Below are 20,673 nucleotides of genomic sequence, written 5' to 3' on the forward strand. Positions count from 1 at the left end.
GGGAATAGAAAGGATACGGGAGTATGTGGGAGCATCTCTATGTTACATGGGAGGTAGTCTTTGCTTACGAGGGAATATACTGAATTATCAAATGATACTCTCTCATACCGTATTTGTGGCAGTTTTGTGAAAATGCTACGATTTAACTAGTACATAAAAATATACTTCAAGGGGGATTCAGGAAATTGAAAAAGAGATTATTATTAGTGGTTTTATTCTTATTATCTACTATTCTAGCAGCATGCGGAGGTGGCAAAACCACATCAGATGAAGGGTACGAACTAGTGGACGACGGTAAGTTTACATATGCAGCATCCGGAGAATTCAAACCATTCAGTGTTACGGATGGATCAGGAAAGATGAGTGGCTTTGATATCGAGGTTGCAGAAGCGGTAGCAGAAGAGCTGGGTCTTGAACCGGTTCAGAAAAAATATACATTTGCGAGTATCGTGGAAGGTGTGAAAAGCGGAAGGTTCGATGCTGCTGTAGCAAGTCACACCATTACACCAGAGCGTGCAGAAGCAGTGGATTTCTCCACACCTTACTACTATTCCGGACCACAGATTTTTGTTCGTCCAGACAGCGATATTCAAACAATGGATGATTTGAAGGATATGGAAGTAGCAGTATCCAGAGGATCCACTTATGCGGATATTATGGAAGGAGTTTCAGACAATGTCGTGAACTATGATAGTGATGTTGTCGCATTGGAGGCACTGAACAACGGTCGTCATGATGCAGTAGTAACAGATTTTGTCACCGGCAGGGAAGCCATCGGTGCTGGAATGGAGCTCGAGGGTCGTGAACTGCTGGAAAGAAGTGAACAGGCAATCGGTATCGCCAAGGGCAATGAGAAGCTTCTTGAAGCGGTAAACAAAGCGTTGGAAACATTGCGTGAAAACGGAAAGCTAAAAGAAATCAGTGAGAAGTACTTCGGAGAAGATATCACAACAGAGCCTAAAGAGTAAATGAAATCTTACTTTATTTGATCTAGATGTGTGGTGTCTATACACCACACATTTTTTAAATCGCCAGAGGGAGAGTGAGAAATATGCCAAGTTTGGCGCATTTTATAGAAGTATTTATGGGTTCTTATGACATGTTCCTGAGAGGGATGCTCAAAACCCTGCAGATTACAGCAGTATCCATCTTAATTGCACTTTTTATCGGTCTATTTTTTGCCTTTTTAAAGATATCCAAAATCAAAGTTCTTGAGTGGATAGCAAACGCGTATATCTATCTGGTCCGTGGAACACCGTTGATTGTTCAGATCTTCGTTATCTACTTCGGGTTGGTGGAGTATAACATCTCGGCATTCTGGTCGATTTCTCTGGCCTTGGCTTTTCATAATGGGGCATACATAGCAGAAATTTTCAGAGGTACGATTCAATCCATTGATAAAGGTCAGATGGAGGCGGGGCGTTCTCTCGGAATGACGAGACAGCTGACCATGAGACGCATCATCCTGCCACAGGCCGTCAGAAGGGCTCTTCCCCCACTTGGGAATCAGTTTATTATCGGACTGAAGGACTCCTCACTAGCGGCATTCATCGGATTCTATGAACTATTTAATGTTGCCCAAACACAAGGGGCAAACACATACGATGTCATGACCTACTTATTGGTTGTAGCCGTTTACTACTTAGTTCTTGTTGGATTCATTGGAATTATCGTAAATATGCTGGAACGGAAATTCTCAGCGAGCGACAGATAGGAGGATAACGGATGAATACAAAGATTGAAGTGAATAATCTGAACAAGTCATTCGGTTCCTTGCATGTATTGAAGGATATATCGATGACAGTAAATAATAAAGAAGTGGTGTGCCTTATCGGGGCTAGTGGTTCGGGGAAAAGTACACTTTTACGATGCATGAATTTCCTTGAAATGAAGGACAGCGGAACCGTAGTGATTGACGGGAAAGAAGTGGATGTCAAAAAGGACAACTTGAACAAGGTCCGTCAAAAAGTGGGAATGGTGTTTCAACATTTCCATCTGTTTCCACATAAAACAGTTCTGGAAAATGTCATGGAAGCTCCGATTCAAGTGGAAGGGCTTAAAAAAGCGGAAGCGAAAAAGATTGCATCAGATCTTTTGGCTAAAGTTGGCCTTTCCGAAAAGGAGAACGTGTATCCGAGCAAACTCTCCGGTGGGCAGAAGCAGCGTGTCGCAATTGCCAGGGCGCTTGCCATGAGACCGGAAGTGATGCTCTTTGATGAACCTACCTCTGCACTCGATCCCGAGCTTGTAGGAGAAGTTTTAAAGACTATGAAAGAGCTTGCGGAAGAAGGAATGACGATGGTCGTAGTAACACATGAAATGGGATTCGCCCAAGAAGTGGCCGATAGAGTGGTCTACATGCATGACGGAAGAATTGTCGAGGAAGGTTCCCCAGATCAGCTTTTCAATAATCCAGAGAATCAGCGGACAAAAGAATTTTTGGACGCCGTACTATAAAATCTTCACAGAAAAAGACCTACAACAATGTATGGAAATTGTCGTAGGTCTTTTTCTGATTATTTCTTTTTAAATATGAGATAGGCGCCAATAAGGATGAGCACCGCTGGCCAGAAAGTATGTAAGGCGGAAAATCCGTTTTCTACGATTCCAAGCATCTCCATAAGGGTATTGGAAAATAGAAAGAAGCTTGCGATTACAGTCAGCACGACACCTTCAAACAGTCCACTTTTTGTTTTTTGAGAGCGTAGTATAAAACCGAACCCAACAATGAGAATAATAACAGCAAAGTGATCTGGCCAAAATGCCAATTGACCTTTCAGATGAAAATGCAAGCCGACTCCTAGAAGTACAAAGCCTGGTAGAATGTTAGCGTGATCGTTCTGCTTGTAAGCTTGTAATAGTAATGCAAACCCTGTAATAACGAGAATGGTCGGCCATGTAAAGGTTCCCTGCCATAGCTCGATGTTCATCTGTTCCAATAGGAAATATGCTCCAAATAAGAGCAGGAGCAATCCCGGCAAAAAGCTGTTCTTCTTCATGTTTTCCTCCTTGAAATCAAGCCTGAAACCTTGATTCTGCGTAGAATTTCTGTTAATGTACAAGTTGGTGAATAAAAGAATTGTAATGTTTGTAATATATAAGAGAAATGTATTTATTAAGAACGGGTATATTACTTAAAAATGGCAACCATTTGTTCACATTTTAACAGATGTTTCGCCAATCAGTCATGTTATAATTTTTATAGATCATAATTTTCCTGGGGGTGTACGGACAAGTGCATATTATAGTAGTCGGCGTTAATTATAAGACGGCCCCTGTTGAAATCCGTGAAAAGTTAACTTTTAATCCAGCTGATCTTGATAAAGCGATGATAGCATTAAAGGATCGCAAATCCATCTTGGAAAATATCATCGTTTCTACCTGTAATCGTACGGAAGTATATGCAGTAGTCGATCAGTTGCATACTGGACGTTATTATATTAAATCTTTCCTTGCTGAATGGTTCGGTTTGGACAAGGAAGAGTTTTCTCCATACTTGAACATCTATGAAAATGATGGGGCAATCGAGCATTTGTACCGGGTTTCCTGTGGATTGGATTCCATGGTACTTGGGGAAACCCAGATTCTTGGACAAATCCGTACAAGCTTCCTCTCCGCTCAAGAAAATCAAACAGTGGGGACCATTTTCAACCAGCTTTTCAAACAGGCCATCACACTTGCGAAGAGAGCGCATTCCGAAACGGAGATTGGTTCGAATGCAGTTTCCGTCAGTTATGCAGCGGTGGAGCTTGCAAAAAAAATCTTTGGTGATTTAACAGATAAGCATGTTTTAATTTTAGGCGCAGGTAAAATGGGAGAACTCGCCGTCCAGAATCTTCACAGCAACGGGGTAAAGAAAGTTACGGTCATCAACCGTACATTGGAAAAAGCGGAAAGCTTGGCAAATCGATTTGAAGGAAAAGCGAAATCGATCAAGGAGCTATCCTGTTCGTTGGTAGAAGCGGATATCCTTATCTCTTCTACCGGAGCAAAAGACTTTGTTATTACAAAAGAGGACATGATCTATGTCGAGAGAATCCGCAAAGGCCGTCCGTTATTCATGGTGGACATCGCGGTCCCACGCGACCTCGATCCTCAACTCGATCAACTGGAAAGTGTATTCCTCTACGATATTGATGATCTTCAAGGGATTGTCCAAGCCAATCTATCCGAGCGCAAAAAAGCGGCAGAAGAGATTGAATTGTTCATTGAAGAGGAAATTGTCGAGTTCAAGCATTGGCTGAATACATTAGGAGTGGTCCCGGTCATCTCGGCTTTACGCCAGAAGGCTTTGGACATCCAGTCAGAAACGATGCAAAGCATTCAAAGAAAGCTTCCTCACTTGAGTGAGCGTGAAATCAAGGTGCTGAACAAACACACGAAAAGCATCATCAACCAGATGCTCCGTGATCCGATCCTTCGTGCAAAAGAGCTCTCTTCTGAGCCTGATGCACAAGATTCTCTAGAATTGTTTACTAAAATCTTTAATATTGAAGAAGCGGTACAACAAGAAGTCCAAACACAGTACTATGCTGTGAAAAAGGAGAAAAGCACGAGTGCTCCCGTGGGCATTCCGCTTCCTCATGCAGCGACGTTCCAGTCGTAAGAGAGGCCTGAAAATATGCTAGAGATGACAATTGCAAGGCTGTATGAGTTTACCATCATTCTTTATGCCTTGAGTGTACTGCTATATTTCATTGATTATCTTCATAATAACCGGAAGGCCAATAAAACGGCCTTCTGGTTACTTGCAATTGTTTGGGTGCTGCAAACAATTTTTTTATTTCTGCGCATGATTGATACGGGAAGGTTTCCGATTCTCACCATCTATGAGGGAATGTACTTCTACACGTGGGTACTCATTACTTTCTCCCTTATTATCAACCGGATACTACGGGTCGACTTTATCGTATTCTTTACTAACGTAATAGGGTTCCTTGTCATGGCACTACATACCTTCACCCCTATTCAGCACGAATCACAGGTGGTGGCACAGGCTCTTGTTTCGGAGCTTTTAATCATTCATATCACGATGGCCATTCTTTCCTATGGTGCATTCTCGCTATCCTTTGTCTTTTCGCTTCTCTACATCCTGCAGTACAATCTGTTAAAGCGGAAAAAGTGGGGAAAACGGCTCCTGCGAATACAGGATCTGTCCAAGCTTGACCAAATGTCCTATGTATTGAATGTCATCGGTGTCCCTATGTTGCTTCTATCCTTGATCTTAGGGAGCATCTGGGCCTCCGTGAAGCTTTCCGAGTTTGTGTGGTACGATGCAAAGGTGCTTGGTTCCTTCCTTGTCATTGCAGGATACAGCTATTATTTTTATCAGCGTTTGGCAAAGGGGATAACAGGCAAGGCTATTGCTAACTGGAATATAGTAGCTTTTTTGGTGATACTGATAAATTTTTTCCTGTTAAGCAGACTATCAAATTTCCATTTTTGGATTCTATAGAGAACCCGATATAGGGTAAGGAGGATATATGAGAAAAATCATTGTAGGATCAAGAAGAAGCAAGCTAGCGTTAACACAAACGAATTGGGTGATCGACCAGCTGAAAAGCCTTGGTGCACCGTTTGATTTCGAAGTGAAGGAAATTGTGACCAAAGGGGATCAGATCCTTGACGTCACCTTATCCAAAGTTGGGGGCAAAGGCCTTTTTGTAAAAGAGATTGAACAGGCGATGCTTGATTGTGAGATCGATATGGCGGTCCACAGTATGAAAGATATGCCGGCGGTTCTTCCGGAAGGACTGACAATCGGTTGTATTCCTTTCCGCGAGGATCATAGGGACGCGTTCATCTCCAAAGACCATGTTAAATTAGAAGATTTACCTAGCGGATCGATTGTCGGTACGAGCAGTCTTCGCCGTGGAGCGCAGCTTTTGGCAAAGCGCCCAGATCTTGAAATCAAATGGATCCGTGGAAACATTGATACCCGTCTGGCGAAACTTCAGAATGAGGATTATGATGCGATTATCTTAGCGGCGGCTGGACTTGCCCGTATGGGATGGTCAAAGGATGTAGTGACAGAATTCCTCGATGAAGACCTTTGCTTGCCGGCAGTCGGCCAAGGTGCCCTATCCATCGAGTGTCGCGAAAATGATCATGAATTACTGGAAACGTTAAAGCTCTTCACCGATTCCGTAACAGAAAAAGCTGTCGTGGCAGAGCGGGCATTTCTTCATAAAATGGAAGGCGGATGCCAGGTGCCGATCGCAGGCTTTGCTTCTGTAAGCCAGGAAGACATGGTCACTCTTACTGTACTGGTTGGAGCTCCTGATGGATCTGTCCTTTACAAAGAAAGAATTACAGGTACAGATCCCGTCAAAGTCGGTCTTGAAGCAGCACAAAGCTTAACAGACCAGGGTGGAAAAATGCTGATTGATCAGGTAAAAAAGGAGCTTGATCAATAATGGACCGTACTTTGCCTTTAACCGATAAACGCATTCTTATTACAAGAAGCAAGGAACAGGCATCGTACTTTTCCAAGCAAGTGCAGAAACTCGGAGGGACCCCATTGGAAGTCCCTCTTATTCAATTTTCATTGCCGGACAATAAAGAGGAGGTTTCAGCAGAGCTTGAAGACGCAGCCGCTCAATATGATTGGCTTGTGTTTACAAGTGTGAATGGCGTGAAGCACTTTTTTGAATTACATACTGAACCGTTAACGAATAAAATAGCTGCTGTCGGGTCGAAAACGAAGGAAGCATTAGCGGAGCGAGGATATGAGACAAAACTTGTTCCATCCTCCTATTCGGCTGAGAATCTGATAAATGAGATTTCACATAGGCTGGATCCGGAACGGGATACGCTTGCATTAATCCAAGGAAACCTCGCCCGGCCTGTATTGCGTGAAGAACTTCTCCGTTTAGGGTACAATGTTAAACAGATAACCGTGTATGAAAATAAACCGATATCCCTTACAAAAGAGGATAGAGAGGCTGTTGTGCAGCAGAGCCTGGATCTTATTACTTTTACAAGTCCTTCAACGGTTCACAATTTTAAAAAGGCATTTGGTTTGCCTGACGTCCCTGTAGCAGTGATTGGACCGATCACAGAACAAGCAGCGGTACAAGCCGGCTTCACAGTGGCGGTGAGTCCGGAAGTATACACCATGGATGGATTATTGAAAGAAATCATCACTTATTTTCAAAGGGAGGATACGTAAATGAAAGACTTACAATTTGCTCGTCATCGTCGTTTAAGAAGCTCGGATAATATGAGAGCGCTGGTAAGGGAAACCCACCTTAATAAAGAGGACTTGATTTATCCCATTTTTGTCGTGGAAGGGGAAAATATCAAAAAAGAAGTACCATCCATGCCTGGCGTCTATCATCTTTCCTTGGACCTGCTGAATGCGGAGATGGCGGAAGTTACGGATTTAGGCATAAAATCCGTGATTGTGTTTGGCGTCCCCAATGAAAAGGACGAAGTGGGAAAACAGGCCTATCATGATCATGGAATCGTGCAAAAGGCGATTGCGCAGATAAAGGAAAGCTTTTCAGATCTAGTTATCATCGCGGATACATGTTTGTGCCAATTCACAAGTCACGGTCATTGTGGAATTGTGGAGGAAGGCCAAGTGCTGAACGATCCTACGTTGGATCTTTTGGCACGTACAGCTGTCAGCCAAGCAAGAGCAGGAGCGGACATCATTGCGCCATCCAATATGATGGACGGATTTGTTGCGGCTATCCGACATGGACTGGATGAGAACGGCTTTGAACATATTCCGGTCATGTCCTATGCGGTTAAATATTCTTCTGCATTCTACGGACCATTCCGTGATGCAGCTCACAGCTCCCCTCAATTCGGAGACCGCAAAACCTATCAGATGGATCCTGCCAACCGTCAAGAGGCACTGCGTGAAGCGGAATCCGATATTATGGAAGGTGCAGACTTCCTGATTGTGAAGCCCGCTCTATCCTACTTGGATATCATCCGTGATGTGAAAAACAACTTCAATGTGCCTGTTGTGGCCTACAACGTAAGTGGAGAATACTCCATGATCAAGGCAGCGGCCCAAAACGGATGGATCAATGAAAAAGAGATCGTGATGGAGATGCTCGTAAGCATGAAGCGTGCTGGTGTGGATCTGATCATCACCTACTTCTCCAAAGATGTTGCACGCTGGTTGAACGAAAATTAAAGGATAGAGGAAAGCGGTTCTTCGTGTAGGAACCGCTTCCGAATAAAAATAGAACAATCCATTCGATAGAAAGAAAGGATGACGAAAAATGAGAAGCTATGAAAAGTCAAAGCAAGCATTCCAAGAAGCGGTAAAATTAATGCCAGGTGGGGTAAATAGCCCGGTACGTGCATTCAAGTCCGTTAATATGGACCCGATCTTCATGGAGCGAGGCAAAGGCTCCAAAATTTATGATGTAGATGGAAACGAATACATAGACTACGTCCTTTCCTGGGGCCCGCTTATCCACGGACACTCCAACGACAGAGTAGTGGAATCTATCAAAAAAGTAACCGAGTCCGGTACAAGCTTCGGTGCGCCGACCCTAATTGAAAATGAGCTGGCAAAGCTTGTCATCGATCGCGTGCCATCCATTGAAGTGGTTCGTATGGTTAGCTCAGGTACAGAAGCGACGATGAGTGCCCTGCGTTTGGCGCGCGGTTTTACAGGCCGGAATAAAATCGTGAAATTCGAAGGCTGCTATCATGGCCATGGAGATTCACTATTGATCAAAGCCGGATCTGGAGTGGCGACACTTGGGTTGCCTGACAGTCCTGGTGTACCGGATGGTGTTGCTATGAACACCATCACGGTTCCTTACAATGATCTTGAAAGCATCAAGTATGCATTCGAGCAGTTCGGCGAAGACATCGCTGCCATCATCGTAGAGCCTGTTGCAGGTAATATGGGTGTGGTACCTCCACAGCCAGGATTTTTGGAAGGATTGCGTGAAGTAACCGAGAAAAATGGTTCCTTGCTGATCTTTGATGAAGTAATGACCGGATTCCGTGTCGACTACCATTGTGCACAAGGATACTATGGCGTAACGCCTGATTTGACCTGTCTTGGAAAAGTAATCGGTGGTGGTCTTCCGGTTGGTGCTTACGGCGGGAAAGCCGAAATCATGGCCCGAGTGGCTCCGAGCGGTCCTATCTATCAGGCAGGTACACTTTCCGGTAACCCGCTCGCAATGACTGCAGGCTATGAAACCTTGGCACAGCTGACACCTGAAACATATAAAGAGTTTGCCAAAAAGGCGGACAAATTGGAGGACGGCATCCTTGCACTCTCCAAGCAATACGATGTTCCTTTGACAGTCAACCGTGCTGGTTCGATGATCGGCTTCTTCTTCACGAACGAAGAAGTAACCAACTATGAAAAAGCGAAAACATCCAACCTGGATTACTTTGCGGCGTTTTACCGTGAAATGGCGGATAACGGTGTATTTCTTCCGCCATCCCAATTCGAGGGTCTATTCCTATCCACTGCACATAGTGATGCGGATATCGAAAAAACACTTGAAGCGATTGAAAAGTCTTTTGCAGCTATAAAGAAATAAAGTAAGGTAGGAAACCCGTCTCCGTGGTAGGAGGCGGGTTTTTTTGTGAGTTTATGGGAGTGTGAAGGTAAATGCAAGTAGCGTGAGGATAGGAGGCAGAAGCGTTAGAATAAACGAGAGTTGCGTGAGGATAATTCGCAGATACGTGAGAATAGGAGCATGATGCGTGAGGATAGCGGAAGAAGAGAGATCAAAAATGCTGGATTTGCCCTTGAAATTCAATAGGATGCAGCAAGAATCGCGTCATGACAATAAAATGTGAACATACTATACAGGTTCGATACTGTATTTTCATCGAACAAGAATAAGTTTTCCTCTCTCCCCCCACATCACCAAAAACTTATCATATTCCGTCATTTCCTCACATACACCTTTATTGATATAGTAAATTTTTTTTAGGTGTGAAAGGAGGAACCCCTTTGTCTTCAGAACAACAATCGTGCTTGCGGTTTTCAGTAGAAGAGTCTGTATGGTTTCAAAAGGGACAGGAAGTAGCAGAGCTCATCTCCATCGCGTTGGATCCAGATATTCAAATTCATGAACAGGACCAATATGTTTCCATCAGGGGAGCTTTATTATTATCAGGAGAGTATCATGCTTTTATGAATGAGGAGGAAGAGGAGGATTATCGTCCTTTTACTCAGGCAAGAGTGGTGCAGGAGGTGGAAGAGCGGGAGGATGGTGTTTGCGCGTTGAAGCATCGTTTTCCGGTGGACATCACCATCCCGAAGAACCGGATTCAAAGCCTTGATGAGATTTATGTGTCGATTGAATCCTTTGACTACAGTGTGCCTGCTCGCGGCTGCCTGCAGCTGGATGCAGAGCTCTCCATTTCCGGGATCTATGGACATCAGCAAAGTGCACCAGTAGTGGAGGAGTTTGAGCAAGAGGAGGAAGAAGAGGAGAATGCTTTTGAAACGGAGGAACAGCCGGAGTTAGAACCGATGTACCGAAGTGCTCGTTCTGAATTTGATGCTGATAAAGAAGACTTCCACTATGATGCAGAAGACGATGATGATGATGATGATGAGGAAGAAATACTCAATCAGGATGAAGTCAATGCAAATACGCAATACAGCTACAATGATTCAGGGGAATATGAGCCTTTTGAAGTGGAGGCAAGAAAGAGTGCTGTAATCGATGAATTGGACTTTGATGCAGACACCTCCTATTATCAGGCGGATAAGGTCTATACGGAAGATCCGTTCTCGCCGATTTATGCACTTCAGTCTTCTAAACAAGAAGTGGAAGCGGAAGAGGAGGATCCTCAGAATCTTGCATCCTTCTTCGAAAAAAGAAAGCAAAAAGAGGAAGTCGTGGAACAGGCTTATCACGAGGAAGAAACAGAGGCGCGTGATGAGAACTCCCTTTCCTTGACGAAGATTTTTGCAGAAGAGGATGGAGAAGAGTTTACGAGGTTGAAAATATGCATTGTACAGCAAGGGGAGTCCATTGACCATATTGCGGAAAGATATGACGTGACCATCCAGCAGCTTATCCGCATCAACCGTCTGTCCACGGAGGACAATGTAAATGAAGGCCAATTATTATACATCCCTGCGAAAGCAAAAGCAAAATCCTAGTCGATTAACATAAAACTTTTAAAAGTAGTGAGGGAGGGGGGACCTTTCTCACTTCTTTTGTAGTGCAAGTTCAAAAAGGAGGATAAAAAGAGCAAAGAAGTTCGAGGATGCGAAGGCTCGAGCACCGCAGCGTATGATTTGTATACGAGAGGAGCGGAGAGGCAAGCAGACGAAGAAATTCTATAGCTTTTTACCGGACTTTTTGAACATCCTTTTTTAGAGATTACTAACCTCAAAAGGAAAGAGAGTAATGTCATGATGACTCAAGTTTATAATCTCGATGAGCTGTTAAATCAATACGGGGTCACGGCGGAATTTGTGGAAAAACATGGCGAGGTCTGGAGGGTTGCTACCAAGAACGGCACATTTGCCCTGAAGAAAATCAGAAAAGAGCATGCCTACCCACTGTTCATGAATATCCATTCGCTGTACAGTCGTGGAATAAAGACGATCGTACCAATCTATCAGACGAAACAGGGCTATTACTTTATAGAAAATTACTCGGATGCCTACTATTTGATGCCATGGATCGAGGATCAGGAAGAGAGGGAACTGGATTTCAAGGACAGTCTCATGTTCAAGGAGCTTTCCAAGCTGCATAGCATGACGGTGAAGGAAAAGGAATATGAGGAAGAGCAGATAACCGCCTTCTATGACCGGCTATCAGGGGAATGGACGAAAGAGCAGGAAGAGCTGGAGAAGTTTGTGGATGAATGCGAAAAAAAGACTTATATGTCACCATTTGAACTGATGGCATGCACCTATGCACATGAGATCTCCCTGGCCCAAAAGTTCTCCCTGCAAAAGCTGGAAGGCTGGCAGGAGGAAATCAAAGAAACGAAAAAGCATCGGGTATCCATGAATCATGGCAAGGTTTCTTTTCATCATTTTGTAAAAGATACAGAAGGCAGAGGCTATTTTATCAGCTGGGAACGGGCGAAGCATGGTCCTCCTGCCAATGACCTCATCTCCTTTTATCAGCGGTATTTGCGCACCTACCCGGTATATTGCGATGACTGCATCGACTGGTTCTATGAATATCAGAAAGGCTTCAGTCTACAGGACCATGAAAAGAATCTGACCTTAAGCTATCTTTCCCATCCGAAAACGTTCATGCAAACCATCCAACATTTCCAGCAGCCGAGAACCCAACAAAGAAAACCAGTATCTGAAAGGGAGCTGGTCAAAAGACTGCAAGGCAGCTATTGGATGGCAAAAAATATTGAGTATGTAGCAGGAAGGATCAATCAGATCGAAGAGCAGAAAAAAAATCAAGAGGCCCACACCGGATAAGAGGTGGGGCCTTCTTTTACTTAGGCTCTTTTCACAAAGTTTGATGCTTATGTCCGTAAAAAATAGCTTTTGGATTTTTTACAGCAATTCTCACTTTAAAATTCAAAGAGAAAATAAAACTATTACACGGGAAAAGCACGAATGCAAGTAATATTACGTTTTTGAGTTAGATACGTAAAAAGGAACAATGTATGCGAAAACAGCCTTTATTTATCTATCGCTTTTTTCAGAAGAGAACCTGTCAGCACGGAGAGATTGGTAGTGGTAGCATTAATCTCTTTGAATGCCGTAACGATGCTATCAAGATCCTCTTTGTTTTTGTTGAAGCGGTCCACATAGTTGTCCATTTCCATTTTGACTGTAATAAGTCCGCCCTTTACCTGCTGGATGTTCTGCTGGGACTGCCCGGTAACTTTATGCATGGAGTCCATGAGGGTGGTCACATTCGAGATCTGCTGGTCACTCTTGTCGATGAGCACCTTGATCTTGCTGCTCAAATCCTTTGAGCTTTCCGCAAGCTTTCGAACCTCGCTTGCCACTACGGCAAACCCTCTTCCTTCCTCGCCGGCACGAGCCGCTTCTATCGATGCATTCAAAGCAAGGAGATTGGTCTGATCAGCGATATTGTCTATCCCCTGAGTCATGGTGATGATCTCTTCAGACACGTTTTTCAAGATATGCATTTCTTCTAAGGATTGGGTGACCTCACGCATGACCTCACCGAAATTACCAACCATCTTTTCCATCTGTTTTTCATTTTCATGGGTCAGATTCAGCAGGTTCTTGCTGCTTCTTTGGGTCAGATCCGTTTCCTTAAGAACGGTTTCGGCTTTTAACGTGACCTTCTGAATCGTCTCCTCTGTGTCGCTCACTGTACTTGCCACTTCTTCACTCATTTTTGTCAGCTCAGTTTGAAGTGTGCGATTGTCCTCATTCGCCTGCTCGAGCAAGTCGATCCTGACATGGATATATTCCTCAACGACAAGCTGGGAATCGAGATTCGTAATATGTGTAAGAGCAGTAAGGATGGTCACCAGTTTTTCAGGAGAGTCCTGGAACCACTCGACCACCTTTGGAAGCAGAAGTGTCTGGATCGCTGAGTAGGTTGCTAAAAACCAGGTCACAGGAAGGTGGACACCGTTATGGGTTTGTCCGATTCTCTTTCTCATTTTGAAAAATTCCTCATCAAGCTCTCCACTTAACAAGCTCTGAAAATAGTGGCGGAATACAGCTTCCAATCTTTCTTTACTTGAATTGTTGGATGCAACACGTTTCAATGGCGGCTGTTTATATAAATGCTCGAGCACCTGGCGAAGTACGTCATCAAGAATGGAAAAGACTGCAGGCTTCGCATCCTTAAGTGCTTGAAGATGTTCTCTGGTAAATCCCATATAATAAAGGCGGCTGGAAAGGTCCTCATCGGAGAGGCGAACTACTGACTGGCTGGAGGGAAATTGCATGTTTGCCGAATAGGGTGGCGTTTTCTGTTTTTGCAAAAATGATAGCATGGTATTCTCCTTCGAATAGAAAATGGTAAAAAATTCTTATCTTTATGTATAATTATGGCGGTTCTTAGGGAAATATGCTACATAGAATATGCTGATATCAGAAAAAAGAGACGATTGGAAACAAGGTCCAACGTCTCGCTTGGTTTTTTAGATCCATTCCAGGTGAAAACATATGGCTATGACAATGCAGATCGCCAGTATTAACACATCAAAAGTAGTTGGGAGAAAAATGGTCCGTATACCTTGGAAAATGCAAATTGGTATAATGAATTGCGCACAGACAGCTCTGACCTGTCTTAACCAGGGCGGCAAGGAATATGGATTATATTTTCGCATGGGTGTACCTCCTCTTATGATGAAGCTGACCAATACTCACTATATAATCAACTTATGATTTATGGCGAAAATTAGTGCCCAATTTCGCACAATTATTTTCTTTTGTGAATATCTTAATAAAAAGTTGGAGAAGCTTATTGACTATTAGATGATTTATTTTGTAACATAGAAGGACAATAAAATTATATGAAATACAGTGACAGGGAAGAGTACGGAACTCGACTCCTTTAGAGAGAGAAACCATCTGCTGAAAGGTTTCTTAGGAAGGTCAGTCTGGAAGGTCGCCCTCGAGTAGTTTCAATGAAATGTCAGTAGTTGAAACCGGTGAAGAGCCGTTAACAAGCTTTGAGTGTACAGGGGATAGTCTATCTATATCCTGTAAAAAAAGGTGGTACCGCGAAACTTAACTCCTTTCGTCCTTTTATTTGGATGAGGGGAGTTTTTTATTTTTTATTTTTAATAAATAATGAGGAGGAACGAAGATGGAAATGAAAGAAGTTAATCTTCCGACTAAATACGATCCACAAGCAATTGAAAAAAACCGTTATCAATATTGGCTGGATGGCCGTTTCTTTGAAGCGACCAATGACCAGGATAAAACGCCTTACACGGTAGTTATCCCACCGCCAAACGTTACAGGTAGACTGCACCTTGGGCATGCATGGGACACGACACTACAGGATATCGTGACACGCATGAAGCGCATGCAGGGCTTTGACGTATTGTGGCTGCCTGGTATGGACCACGCCGGTATCGCCACACAGGCTAAGGTAGAGGAAAAGCTTCGCAGCCAAGGCATCTCCCGTTATGACCTGGGCCGCGAGAAGTTCGTGGAAGAAACATGGAAATGGAAAGAAGAATATGCCGACCACATCCGCCAGCAATGGTCAAAACTGGGTCTTGGACTTGACTATAGCCGTGAGCGATTCACGCTGGATGAAGGCTTATCAAAAGCGGTTCGTGAAGTATTCGTAACACTTTACAAAAAGGGCTTGATCTACCGCGGCGAATATATCATCAACTGGGATCCTGCAACGAAGACGGCATTATCCGATATCGAGGTTATTCACCAGGACGTTCAGGGTGCCTTCTATCATATGAGATATCCTCTGACTGATGGCTCCGGACATATTGAAATCGCGACAACCCGTCCTGAAACGATGCTTGGGGATACTGCAGTAGCGGTTCACCCTGAAGACGAGCGCTACAAACACCTGATTGGCAAAAACGTCACATTGCCGATTACAGGCCGTGAGATTCCGATCGTTGCTGATGATTATGTAGACATGGAATTCGGTAGTGGTGCGGTGAAAATCACTCCAGCCCATGACCCGAATGACTTTGAAATCGGGAACCGCCATAATCTTGAGCGAATCCTTGTAATGAATGAAGATGGAAGCATGAATGACAAGGCTGGAAAATACGCACGCTTGGACCGCTTCGAATGCCGTAAGCAGCTTGTAAAAGACCTTCAAGAGGAAGGCGTTCTTTTCAAAATTGAAGAGCATATGCACTCCGTTGGACATAGTGAGAGAAGTGGAGCGGTTGTCGAGCCATACCTTTCCACTCAATGGTTCGTTAAAATGCAGCCGCTTGCTGATAAAGCGATCGATCTTCAAAATCAGGAGGACAAAGTAAACTTTGTACCGAATCGTTTTGAAAACACATACCTGCGCTGGATGGAGAATATCCGTGACTGGTGCATCTCCCGTCAACTATGGTGGGGCCACAGGATCCCTGCCTGGTACCATAAAGAGACTGGCGAAGTGCATGTAGACCACGAGCCGCCGGCAGACATCGAAAATTGGGAACAGGATACAGATGTATTGGATACATGGTTCAGTTCCGCACTATGGCCTTTCTCCACAATGGGCTGGCCGGAAACGGAATCACCGGACTATCAACGCTTCTACCCGACAGATGTATTGGTGACAGGTTATGACATCATCTTCTTCTGGGTATCCCGAATGATTTTCCAAGGATTGGAGTTTACCGGCGAACGTCCATTTAAGGATGTACTCATCCATGGACTTGTCCGTGACGAGCAGGGACGCAAGATGAGTAAATCCCTTGGCAATGGTGTCGATCCGATGGATGTTATCGAAAAGTACGGAGCGGATTCACTTCGCTACTTCCTATCTACTGGTAGCTCACCAGGTCAGGATCTTCGCTTCAGCTTCGAAAAAGTGGAGTCCACTTGGAACTTTGCCAATAAGATCTGGAACGCGTCCCGTTTTGCCTTGATGAACATGGGAGATATGAAGTTTGAAGATATCGACTTGAGCGGAGAAAAATCAGTTGCGGACAAATGGATCCTTACCCGCTTGAACGAAACGATTGAAACAGTGACAAAGCTTGCAGATAAATATGAATTCGGTGAAGTGGGCCGTGCCCTTTATAACTTCATCTGGGATGACTTCTGTGACTGGTATATCGAAATGGCGAAGCTTCCCCTTTATGGCGAAGACGAAGAGGCAAAGAAGACAACTCGTTCTATCTTGGCTTACGTGCTCGATAACACGATGCGCCTGTTACATCCATTCATGCCATTCATCACAGAGGAGATCTGGCAGCAGCTTCCTCACGAAGGTGAATCCATTACGGTTGCAAAATGGCCGGAGGTTCGCACGGATTTGACAGACAAGGAAGCGGCAGCGGATATGCGCCTGCTTGTTGATATCATCCGAAGCGTTCGTAATGTACGTGCCGAAGTGAACACCCCGATGAGCAAACAAGTTAAACTGCTAGTAAAAGCGAAAACAGAAGAAATTGCAGGCAAGCTGGAACAGAACCGTTCCTACTTGGAGCGCTTCTGTAACCCAAGTGAACTGACAATCGGTACGAACGTTTCCTTGGACGAAAAAGCAATGACAGCAGTTGTAACTGGAGCAGAACTAATTCTTCCTTTACAGGGCCTCATCAACATCGAAGAAGAAATCGCCCGTCTCCAAAAAGAGCTTGCGAAGCTTGATAAAGAAGTGGAACGGGTACAGAAGAAGCTTTCCAACCAAGGCTTCATCGCGAAGGCTCCAGAGAGCGTGATTGAAGAGGAGAAAGCGAAAGAAAAGGATTATGTGGAAAAACGAGAGGCTGTTCAGGCTCGCATTGACGAACTGAAGGGCTAAGAATGAAAAAAGTGAAGGCGAATCCGTATCGGGTTCGTCTTTCCTTTAGAAATAAACCGCCAGAAAGGAACGGAATGATGATACATACATATGAAGAAGCTCTAGATTGGGTCCATTCGCGATTGCGTTTTGGAATCAAGCCCGGCATAAAAAGAATGGAATGGATGATGGAAAAGCTCAGTCATCCCGAACGAAAATTCAAGACGATACATGTTGCAGGTACAAATGGCAAAGGCTCCACGGTAACCTATATTCGTCATATTCTTCAAGAGGCAGGCTACAGGGTAGGTACTTTCACCTCTCCATATATCGAACAATTCAATGAAAGAATCAGTGTGGATGGGATACCATTTTCAAACGAAGACCTGGTGAAGCTTGTAAATCTCGTCAAGCCTCTGGCAGATGAACTGGAAAACCATGAACTTGGAAGTCCCACCGAATTCGAAGTGATTACAGCGATGAGCTTCTACTATTTCAGGCATATGGCAGACGTGGACATAGCCGTGTATGAAACAGGTCTTGGGGGTAGATTCGATTCAACAAACATCATCACCCCGCTCGTATCCGTCATCACCAACATCGGCCATGATCATCAGGCGATCCTTGGGGACAGCCTTTCCGAAATTGCTTTTGAAAAAGCCGGTATCATCAAACATGGCGTCCCAGTGATAACAGCAGTTTCCCAGGAAGAAGCTAGAAGAGTTATTGGGGAAGTTGCAAAAGAGAAAAAAGCTCGTCTGTATCAGCTATCGCAAGAGTTGAAAATCAGCAACTATGAAGCAACCGTACAAGGGGAAAGCTTTTCACTTTCCACTCCTTTTGGAAACATGGAAAACCTCAAGATTTCCATGAAAGGACGGCATCAGGTGGATAATGCTTCACTTGCAGTCATGGCATGTGTGTACGTGAAAAACTACTATTCCTTCTTTATCGAAGGGGAGCATATCCGGAAGGGATTGGAAAAGGCGTTCTGGGCTGGAAGAATGGAAGAGATCTCTCAGGACCCACCTGTGGTTCTGGATGGAGCACACAATAAAGAAGGAATTGAAAAGCTCGCTGAAACGGTCAGGGATCGATACAAGGAAAAAAATGTTCATATCGTGTTCACCGCATTATCCGACAAACCATTGGATGAAATGATCAGCCTGTTGGATGAAGTCGCCGATACCATCACCTTTACCTCCTTTGATTTCTCGCGGGCAGCGGATGCGGAGTTTCTATGTGGAAAAAGTAAACACCCCCGAAAAAGAGCGGTAGAACCGTGGAAGAGTACCTTGCAATCCATCCTTTCTGACCTTGGAAAGGACGATTTGCTGCTCATTACGGGCTCCCTATATTTTATTTCAGAAGTAAGGACTTATTTCACAGAAAACGGGAAATGAAATAAAGGGAGAATTATCCTATTTTTGTTGTGACAAAGTTTAGAAAATTTGATAAAATTACGTTATTGCATTATTTCGTTGAAGAAATTAGTAGGAAGGGGGGGTAAGCATGGCACCTCATGCAATAAGTGGGACTATGAAAGCAGCGATTTGGACATGCTTCTTTTTGATATTTCCTTTGAGCCTTTGGGTAGGCTATCAGATTTCTCCTATAGCTATAGAGGAATTGCCCTTGCTTCATCTTGTAGGGTTTGCGATATTGCTGATCATACTTGCCCTTATCCCGATCGTTGTGGGCGATGTTCCGCTGTTCCTGACTCAGGGGGTATCCCTTGCAATCCTGCTATCATTTGGCCTTTTTGCTGAAATGGTCCTTACCCTCATTTCCGTCATAGCGCTGATGCTAAAAATAAGAGTGAGCAAGGACAACCTACTTAGAATACCTATCAATCTATTAATGTTTTCCACGATTTCATTAATTTGCGGTTTTGTGTATTATGCACTTGGAGGAGGACATGGGGACACAAGACTTCTGCAGCCAGGTGTAATCGTACCTATCCTTTTCCATGAACTGATGTATTTCACGCTGAACTCCATTGCCTTGTATATGATACAAGTGTCCATCTATAAACGAAAAAGCAGATTTATCACTCCTGATACTAAGTGGGAAGCGGTAACCAGTATTATTGTATTGCCGGTTGGACTGATTCTATATGTGCTATATGAGCAGTTAGGTATCGTGGCGATTTTCTACGTGGGATTGCCGTTTGTCGTCTTGACATTGATACTCCAGCTCTACCATTCCAGCCAGAAGGTTAACAAATACCTCCAGCAGGCAGCAGAGGTCGGACATCAGCTGACAGAACGCCTTGATACGCAAGGGGTGCTGGATGTATTCCTGGACAAGGTCTCCACCTTGTTTCCTGTTGACTATGCAGCCATTGTTGATGTGAACGGGGAAAGCACACTGAAAATCCTCCGTGTAATCGACAATCAGGATTTTGTGGCAGTCAATACTGAAATGAATATAGATAACGAGGAACTTTTGTCCTATATATTAAAACGGGGAAAAAGCCAATGCTATCTTACTAGAAAGGAATGGAAGCATTTTTCAAACACGCATCTGCATCCTTCCCTTCAAAGTGTCATGTGCGTCCCAGTATCTCGAAATCAAAAGATTGAGGGAATCGTCGTATTGGCAAGCACCACTAAAAGGTCGTATGATAAGTCCCAGCTGATGATTGCAGATATACTCGCCTCGTACTTTGGGGTGGCAATGGAAAAGGCCCGCCACTATCAGGAGACAAAACGAAAAAGTGAACGTTGTGCCCTGACGAAACTTTATAATTACCGCTATTTTGAAAGTGTACTGGAAAAAGAGTATGCCAGCTTGGACAAAGGGGAGCTTTCCTCCTTATCACTCATTCTTCTGGACCTTGACCATTTCAAAAAGATCAATGATATATACGGCCACCAAAGCGGGAATGAAATACTGAAGCAAGTGGCAGATCGACTTGTAGGGATCGTTGGGGAAGCTGGCACTGTTGCAAGATACGGTGGAGAGGAATTTGTCATCCTGCTTCCAGATATGGACAGAGGCAAATGCTTTGAGCTTGCAGAAAGAATCAGAGTCAACCTTGCCAACAGATCCTTCGCGTTGAAGCAGCACATTCGCGATTCCCATACCGTCCAGCTAGTCAAAGTGACCGCCAGCATCGGCTTTGCGACAGCGCCGGATGATGCAGAGGATACCCTGGATCTTATCCGTCATGCAGACCGGGCAATGTATGTCGGGGCGAAGCAGGCGGGACGGAATAAGGTGGCGGAGTATAGGAAGACGTCGTAATGGAAACTCACCTCAATGGTGGGTTTTTCTTTTTCCAACAGTTATAAAATGACAAAATTAAGCAAAATCC

Annotated in this window: 17 protein-coding genes and 1 other annotated feature; of the genes, 14 read left to right on the forward strand and 3 right to left on the reverse strand. The window is 44.2% G+C overall.

Features of this window, described 5'->3' with window-relative positions; translation table 11 throughout:
• Positions 1-185 precede the first annotated feature (185 nt).
• The 3 genes from ACQCT5_RS07675 to ACQCT5_RS07685 all read left to right on the forward strand — a co-directional run bounded on the left by ACQCT5_RS07675 (position 186) and on the right by ACQCT5_RS07685 (position 2,457).
• Complete coding sequence (locus ACQCT5_RS07675) at positions 186-968, forward strand: transporter substrate-binding domain-containing protein (RefSeq protein ID WP_499640611.1); 783 nt, start codon at positions 186-188, stop codon at positions 966-968.
• Between the two features lie 83 nt (positions 969-1,051).
• Positions 1,052-1,714: an amino acid ABC transporter permease gene (locus ACQCT5_RS07680; protein ID WP_499640613.1), complete on the forward strand. Its 663-nt coding sequence runs from the start codon at positions 1,052-1,054 to the stop codon at positions 1,712-1,714.
• Positions 1,715-1,725: 11 nt separating this feature from the next.
• Positions 1,726-2,457: an amino acid ABC transporter ATP-binding protein gene (locus ACQCT5_RS07685; RefSeq protein ID WP_499640616.1), complete on the forward strand. Its 732-nt coding sequence runs from the start codon at positions 1,726-1,728 to the stop codon at positions 2,455-2,457.
• Positions 2,458-2,516: 59 nt separating this feature from the next.
• Here ACQCT5_RS07685 and ACQCT5_RS07690 read toward each other — a convergent pair whose 3' ends face one another.
• A complete protein-coding gene (locus ACQCT5_RS07690) occupies positions 2,517-2,999 on the reverse strand; it encodes a LiaF transmembrane domain-containing protein (RefSeq protein ID WP_499640618.1) in 483 nt (160 codons plus the stop codon).
• Positions 3,000-3,235: 236 nt separating this feature from the next.
• Between ACQCT5_RS07690 and hemA the strand changes: the two genes are divergently transcribed.
• The 8 genes from hemA to ysxE all read left to right on the forward strand — a co-directional run bounded on the left by hemA (position 3,236) and on the right by ysxE (position 12,406).
• Positions 3,236-4,606: a glutamyl-tRNA reductase gene (hemA, locus tag ACQCT5_RS07695; RefSeq protein WP_499640620.1), complete on the forward strand. Its 1,371-nt coding sequence runs from the start codon at positions 3,236-3,238 to the stop codon at positions 4,604-4,606.
• Between the two features lie 15 nt (positions 4,607-4,621).
• The gene (locus ACQCT5_RS07700; protein WP_499640622.1) at positions 4,622-5,455 is read left to right on the forward strand and encodes a cytochrome c biogenesis protein; all 834 of its coding nucleotides are present in this window, start codon (positions 4,622-4,624) and stop codon (positions 5,453-5,455) included.
• 28 nt (positions 5,456-5,483) lie between these two features.
• Complete coding sequence (gene hemC, locus ACQCT5_RS07705; protein ID WP_499640625.1) at positions 5,484-6,416, forward strand: hydroxymethylbilane synthase; 933 nt, start codon at positions 5,484-5,486, stop codon at positions 6,414-6,416.
• Positions 6,416-7,171, forward strand: coding sequence for a uroporphyrinogen-III synthase (locus ACQCT5_RS07710; RefSeq protein WP_499640627.1), 756 nt, complete (start codon positions 6,416-6,418; stop codon positions 7,169-7,171). Before hemC ends, ACQCT5_RS07710 begins: the two co-directional genes overlap by 1 nt.
• Positions 7,172-8,152, forward strand: coding sequence for a porphobilinogen synthase (gene hemB / locus ACQCT5_RS07715; RefSeq protein WP_499640628.1), 981 nt, complete (start codon positions 7,172-7,174; stop codon positions 8,150-8,152).
• 88 nt (positions 8,153-8,240) lie between these two features.
• Positions 8,241-9,530 (forward strand): glutamate-1-semialdehyde 2,1-aminomutase, encoded by a 1,290-nt coding sequence (gene hemL / locus ACQCT5_RS07720; protein WP_499640630.1) that lies wholly within the window; start codon positions 8,241-8,243, stop codon positions 9,528-9,530.
• A gap of 419 nt (positions 9,531-9,949) precedes the next feature.
• Positions 9,950-11,113, forward strand: a complete 1,164-nt coding sequence (spoVID, locus tag ACQCT5_RS07725; RefSeq protein ID WP_499640632.1) for a stage VI sporulation protein D — start codon at positions 9,950-9,952, stop codon at positions 11,111-11,113.
• 255 nt (positions 11,114-11,368) lie between these two features.
• Positions 11,369-12,406, forward strand: coding sequence for a spore coat protein YsxE (ysxE, locus tag ACQCT5_RS07730; RefSeq protein ID WP_499640634.1), 1,038 nt, complete (start codon positions 11,369-11,371; stop codon positions 12,404-12,406).
• Positions 12,407-12,612: 206 nt separating this feature from the next.
• Here the strand turns inward: ysxE and ACQCT5_RS07735 are convergent, their stop codons facing one another.
• Both ACQCT5_RS07735 and ACQCT5_RS07740 read right to left on the reverse strand, forming a co-directional pair.
• Positions 12,613-13,914, reverse strand: coding sequence for a protoglobin domain-containing protein (locus ACQCT5_RS07735; RefSeq protein WP_499640636.1), 1,302 nt, complete (start codon positions 13,912-13,914; stop codon positions 12,613-12,615).
• A gap of 147 nt (positions 13,915-14,061) precedes the next feature.
• Positions 14,062-14,250 (reverse strand): YszA family small membrane protein, encoded by a 189-nt coding sequence (locus tag ACQCT5_RS07740; RefSeq protein WP_386640630.1) that lies wholly within the window; start codon positions 14,248-14,250, stop codon positions 14,062-14,064.
• Positions 14,251-14,437: 187 nt separating this feature from the next.
• Positions 14,438-14,674, forward strand: a binding site (T-box leader).
• Positions 14,675-14,732: 58 nt separating this feature from the next.
• Between ACQCT5_RS07740 and ACQCT5_RS07745 the strand changes: the two genes are divergently transcribed.
• The 3 genes from ACQCT5_RS07745 to ACQCT5_RS07755 all read left to right on the forward strand — a co-directional run bounded on the left by ACQCT5_RS07745 (position 14,733) and on the right by ACQCT5_RS07755 (position 20,603).
• A complete protein-coding gene (locus tag ACQCT5_RS07745; RefSeq protein ID WP_499640638.1) occupies positions 14,733-17,375 on the forward strand; it encodes a valine--tRNA ligase in 2,643 nt (880 codons plus the stop codon).
• A 77-nt stretch (positions 17,376-17,452) separates the two neighbouring features.
• A complete protein-coding gene (locus ACQCT5_RS07750) occupies positions 17,453-18,757 on the forward strand; it encodes a bifunctional folylpolyglutamate synthase/dihydrofolate synthase (RefSeq protein ID WP_499641158.1) in 1,305 nt (434 codons plus the stop codon).
• A 109-nt stretch (positions 18,758-18,866) separates the two neighbouring features.
• Positions 18,867-20,603, forward strand: a complete 1,737-nt coding sequence (locus tag ACQCT5_RS07755) for a sensor domain-containing diguanylate cyclase (RefSeq protein ID WP_499640640.1) — start codon at positions 18,867-18,869, stop codon at positions 20,601-20,603.
• Positions 20,604-20,673 lie beyond the last annotated feature (70 nt).

Origin of the sequence: Sutcliffiella halmapala, assembly GCF_050107295.1 — a bacterium.
GTDB classification, from domain to species: Bacteria; Bacillota; Bacilli; order Bacillales; family Bacillaceae_I; genus Sutcliffiella_A; species Sutcliffiella_A halmapala_A.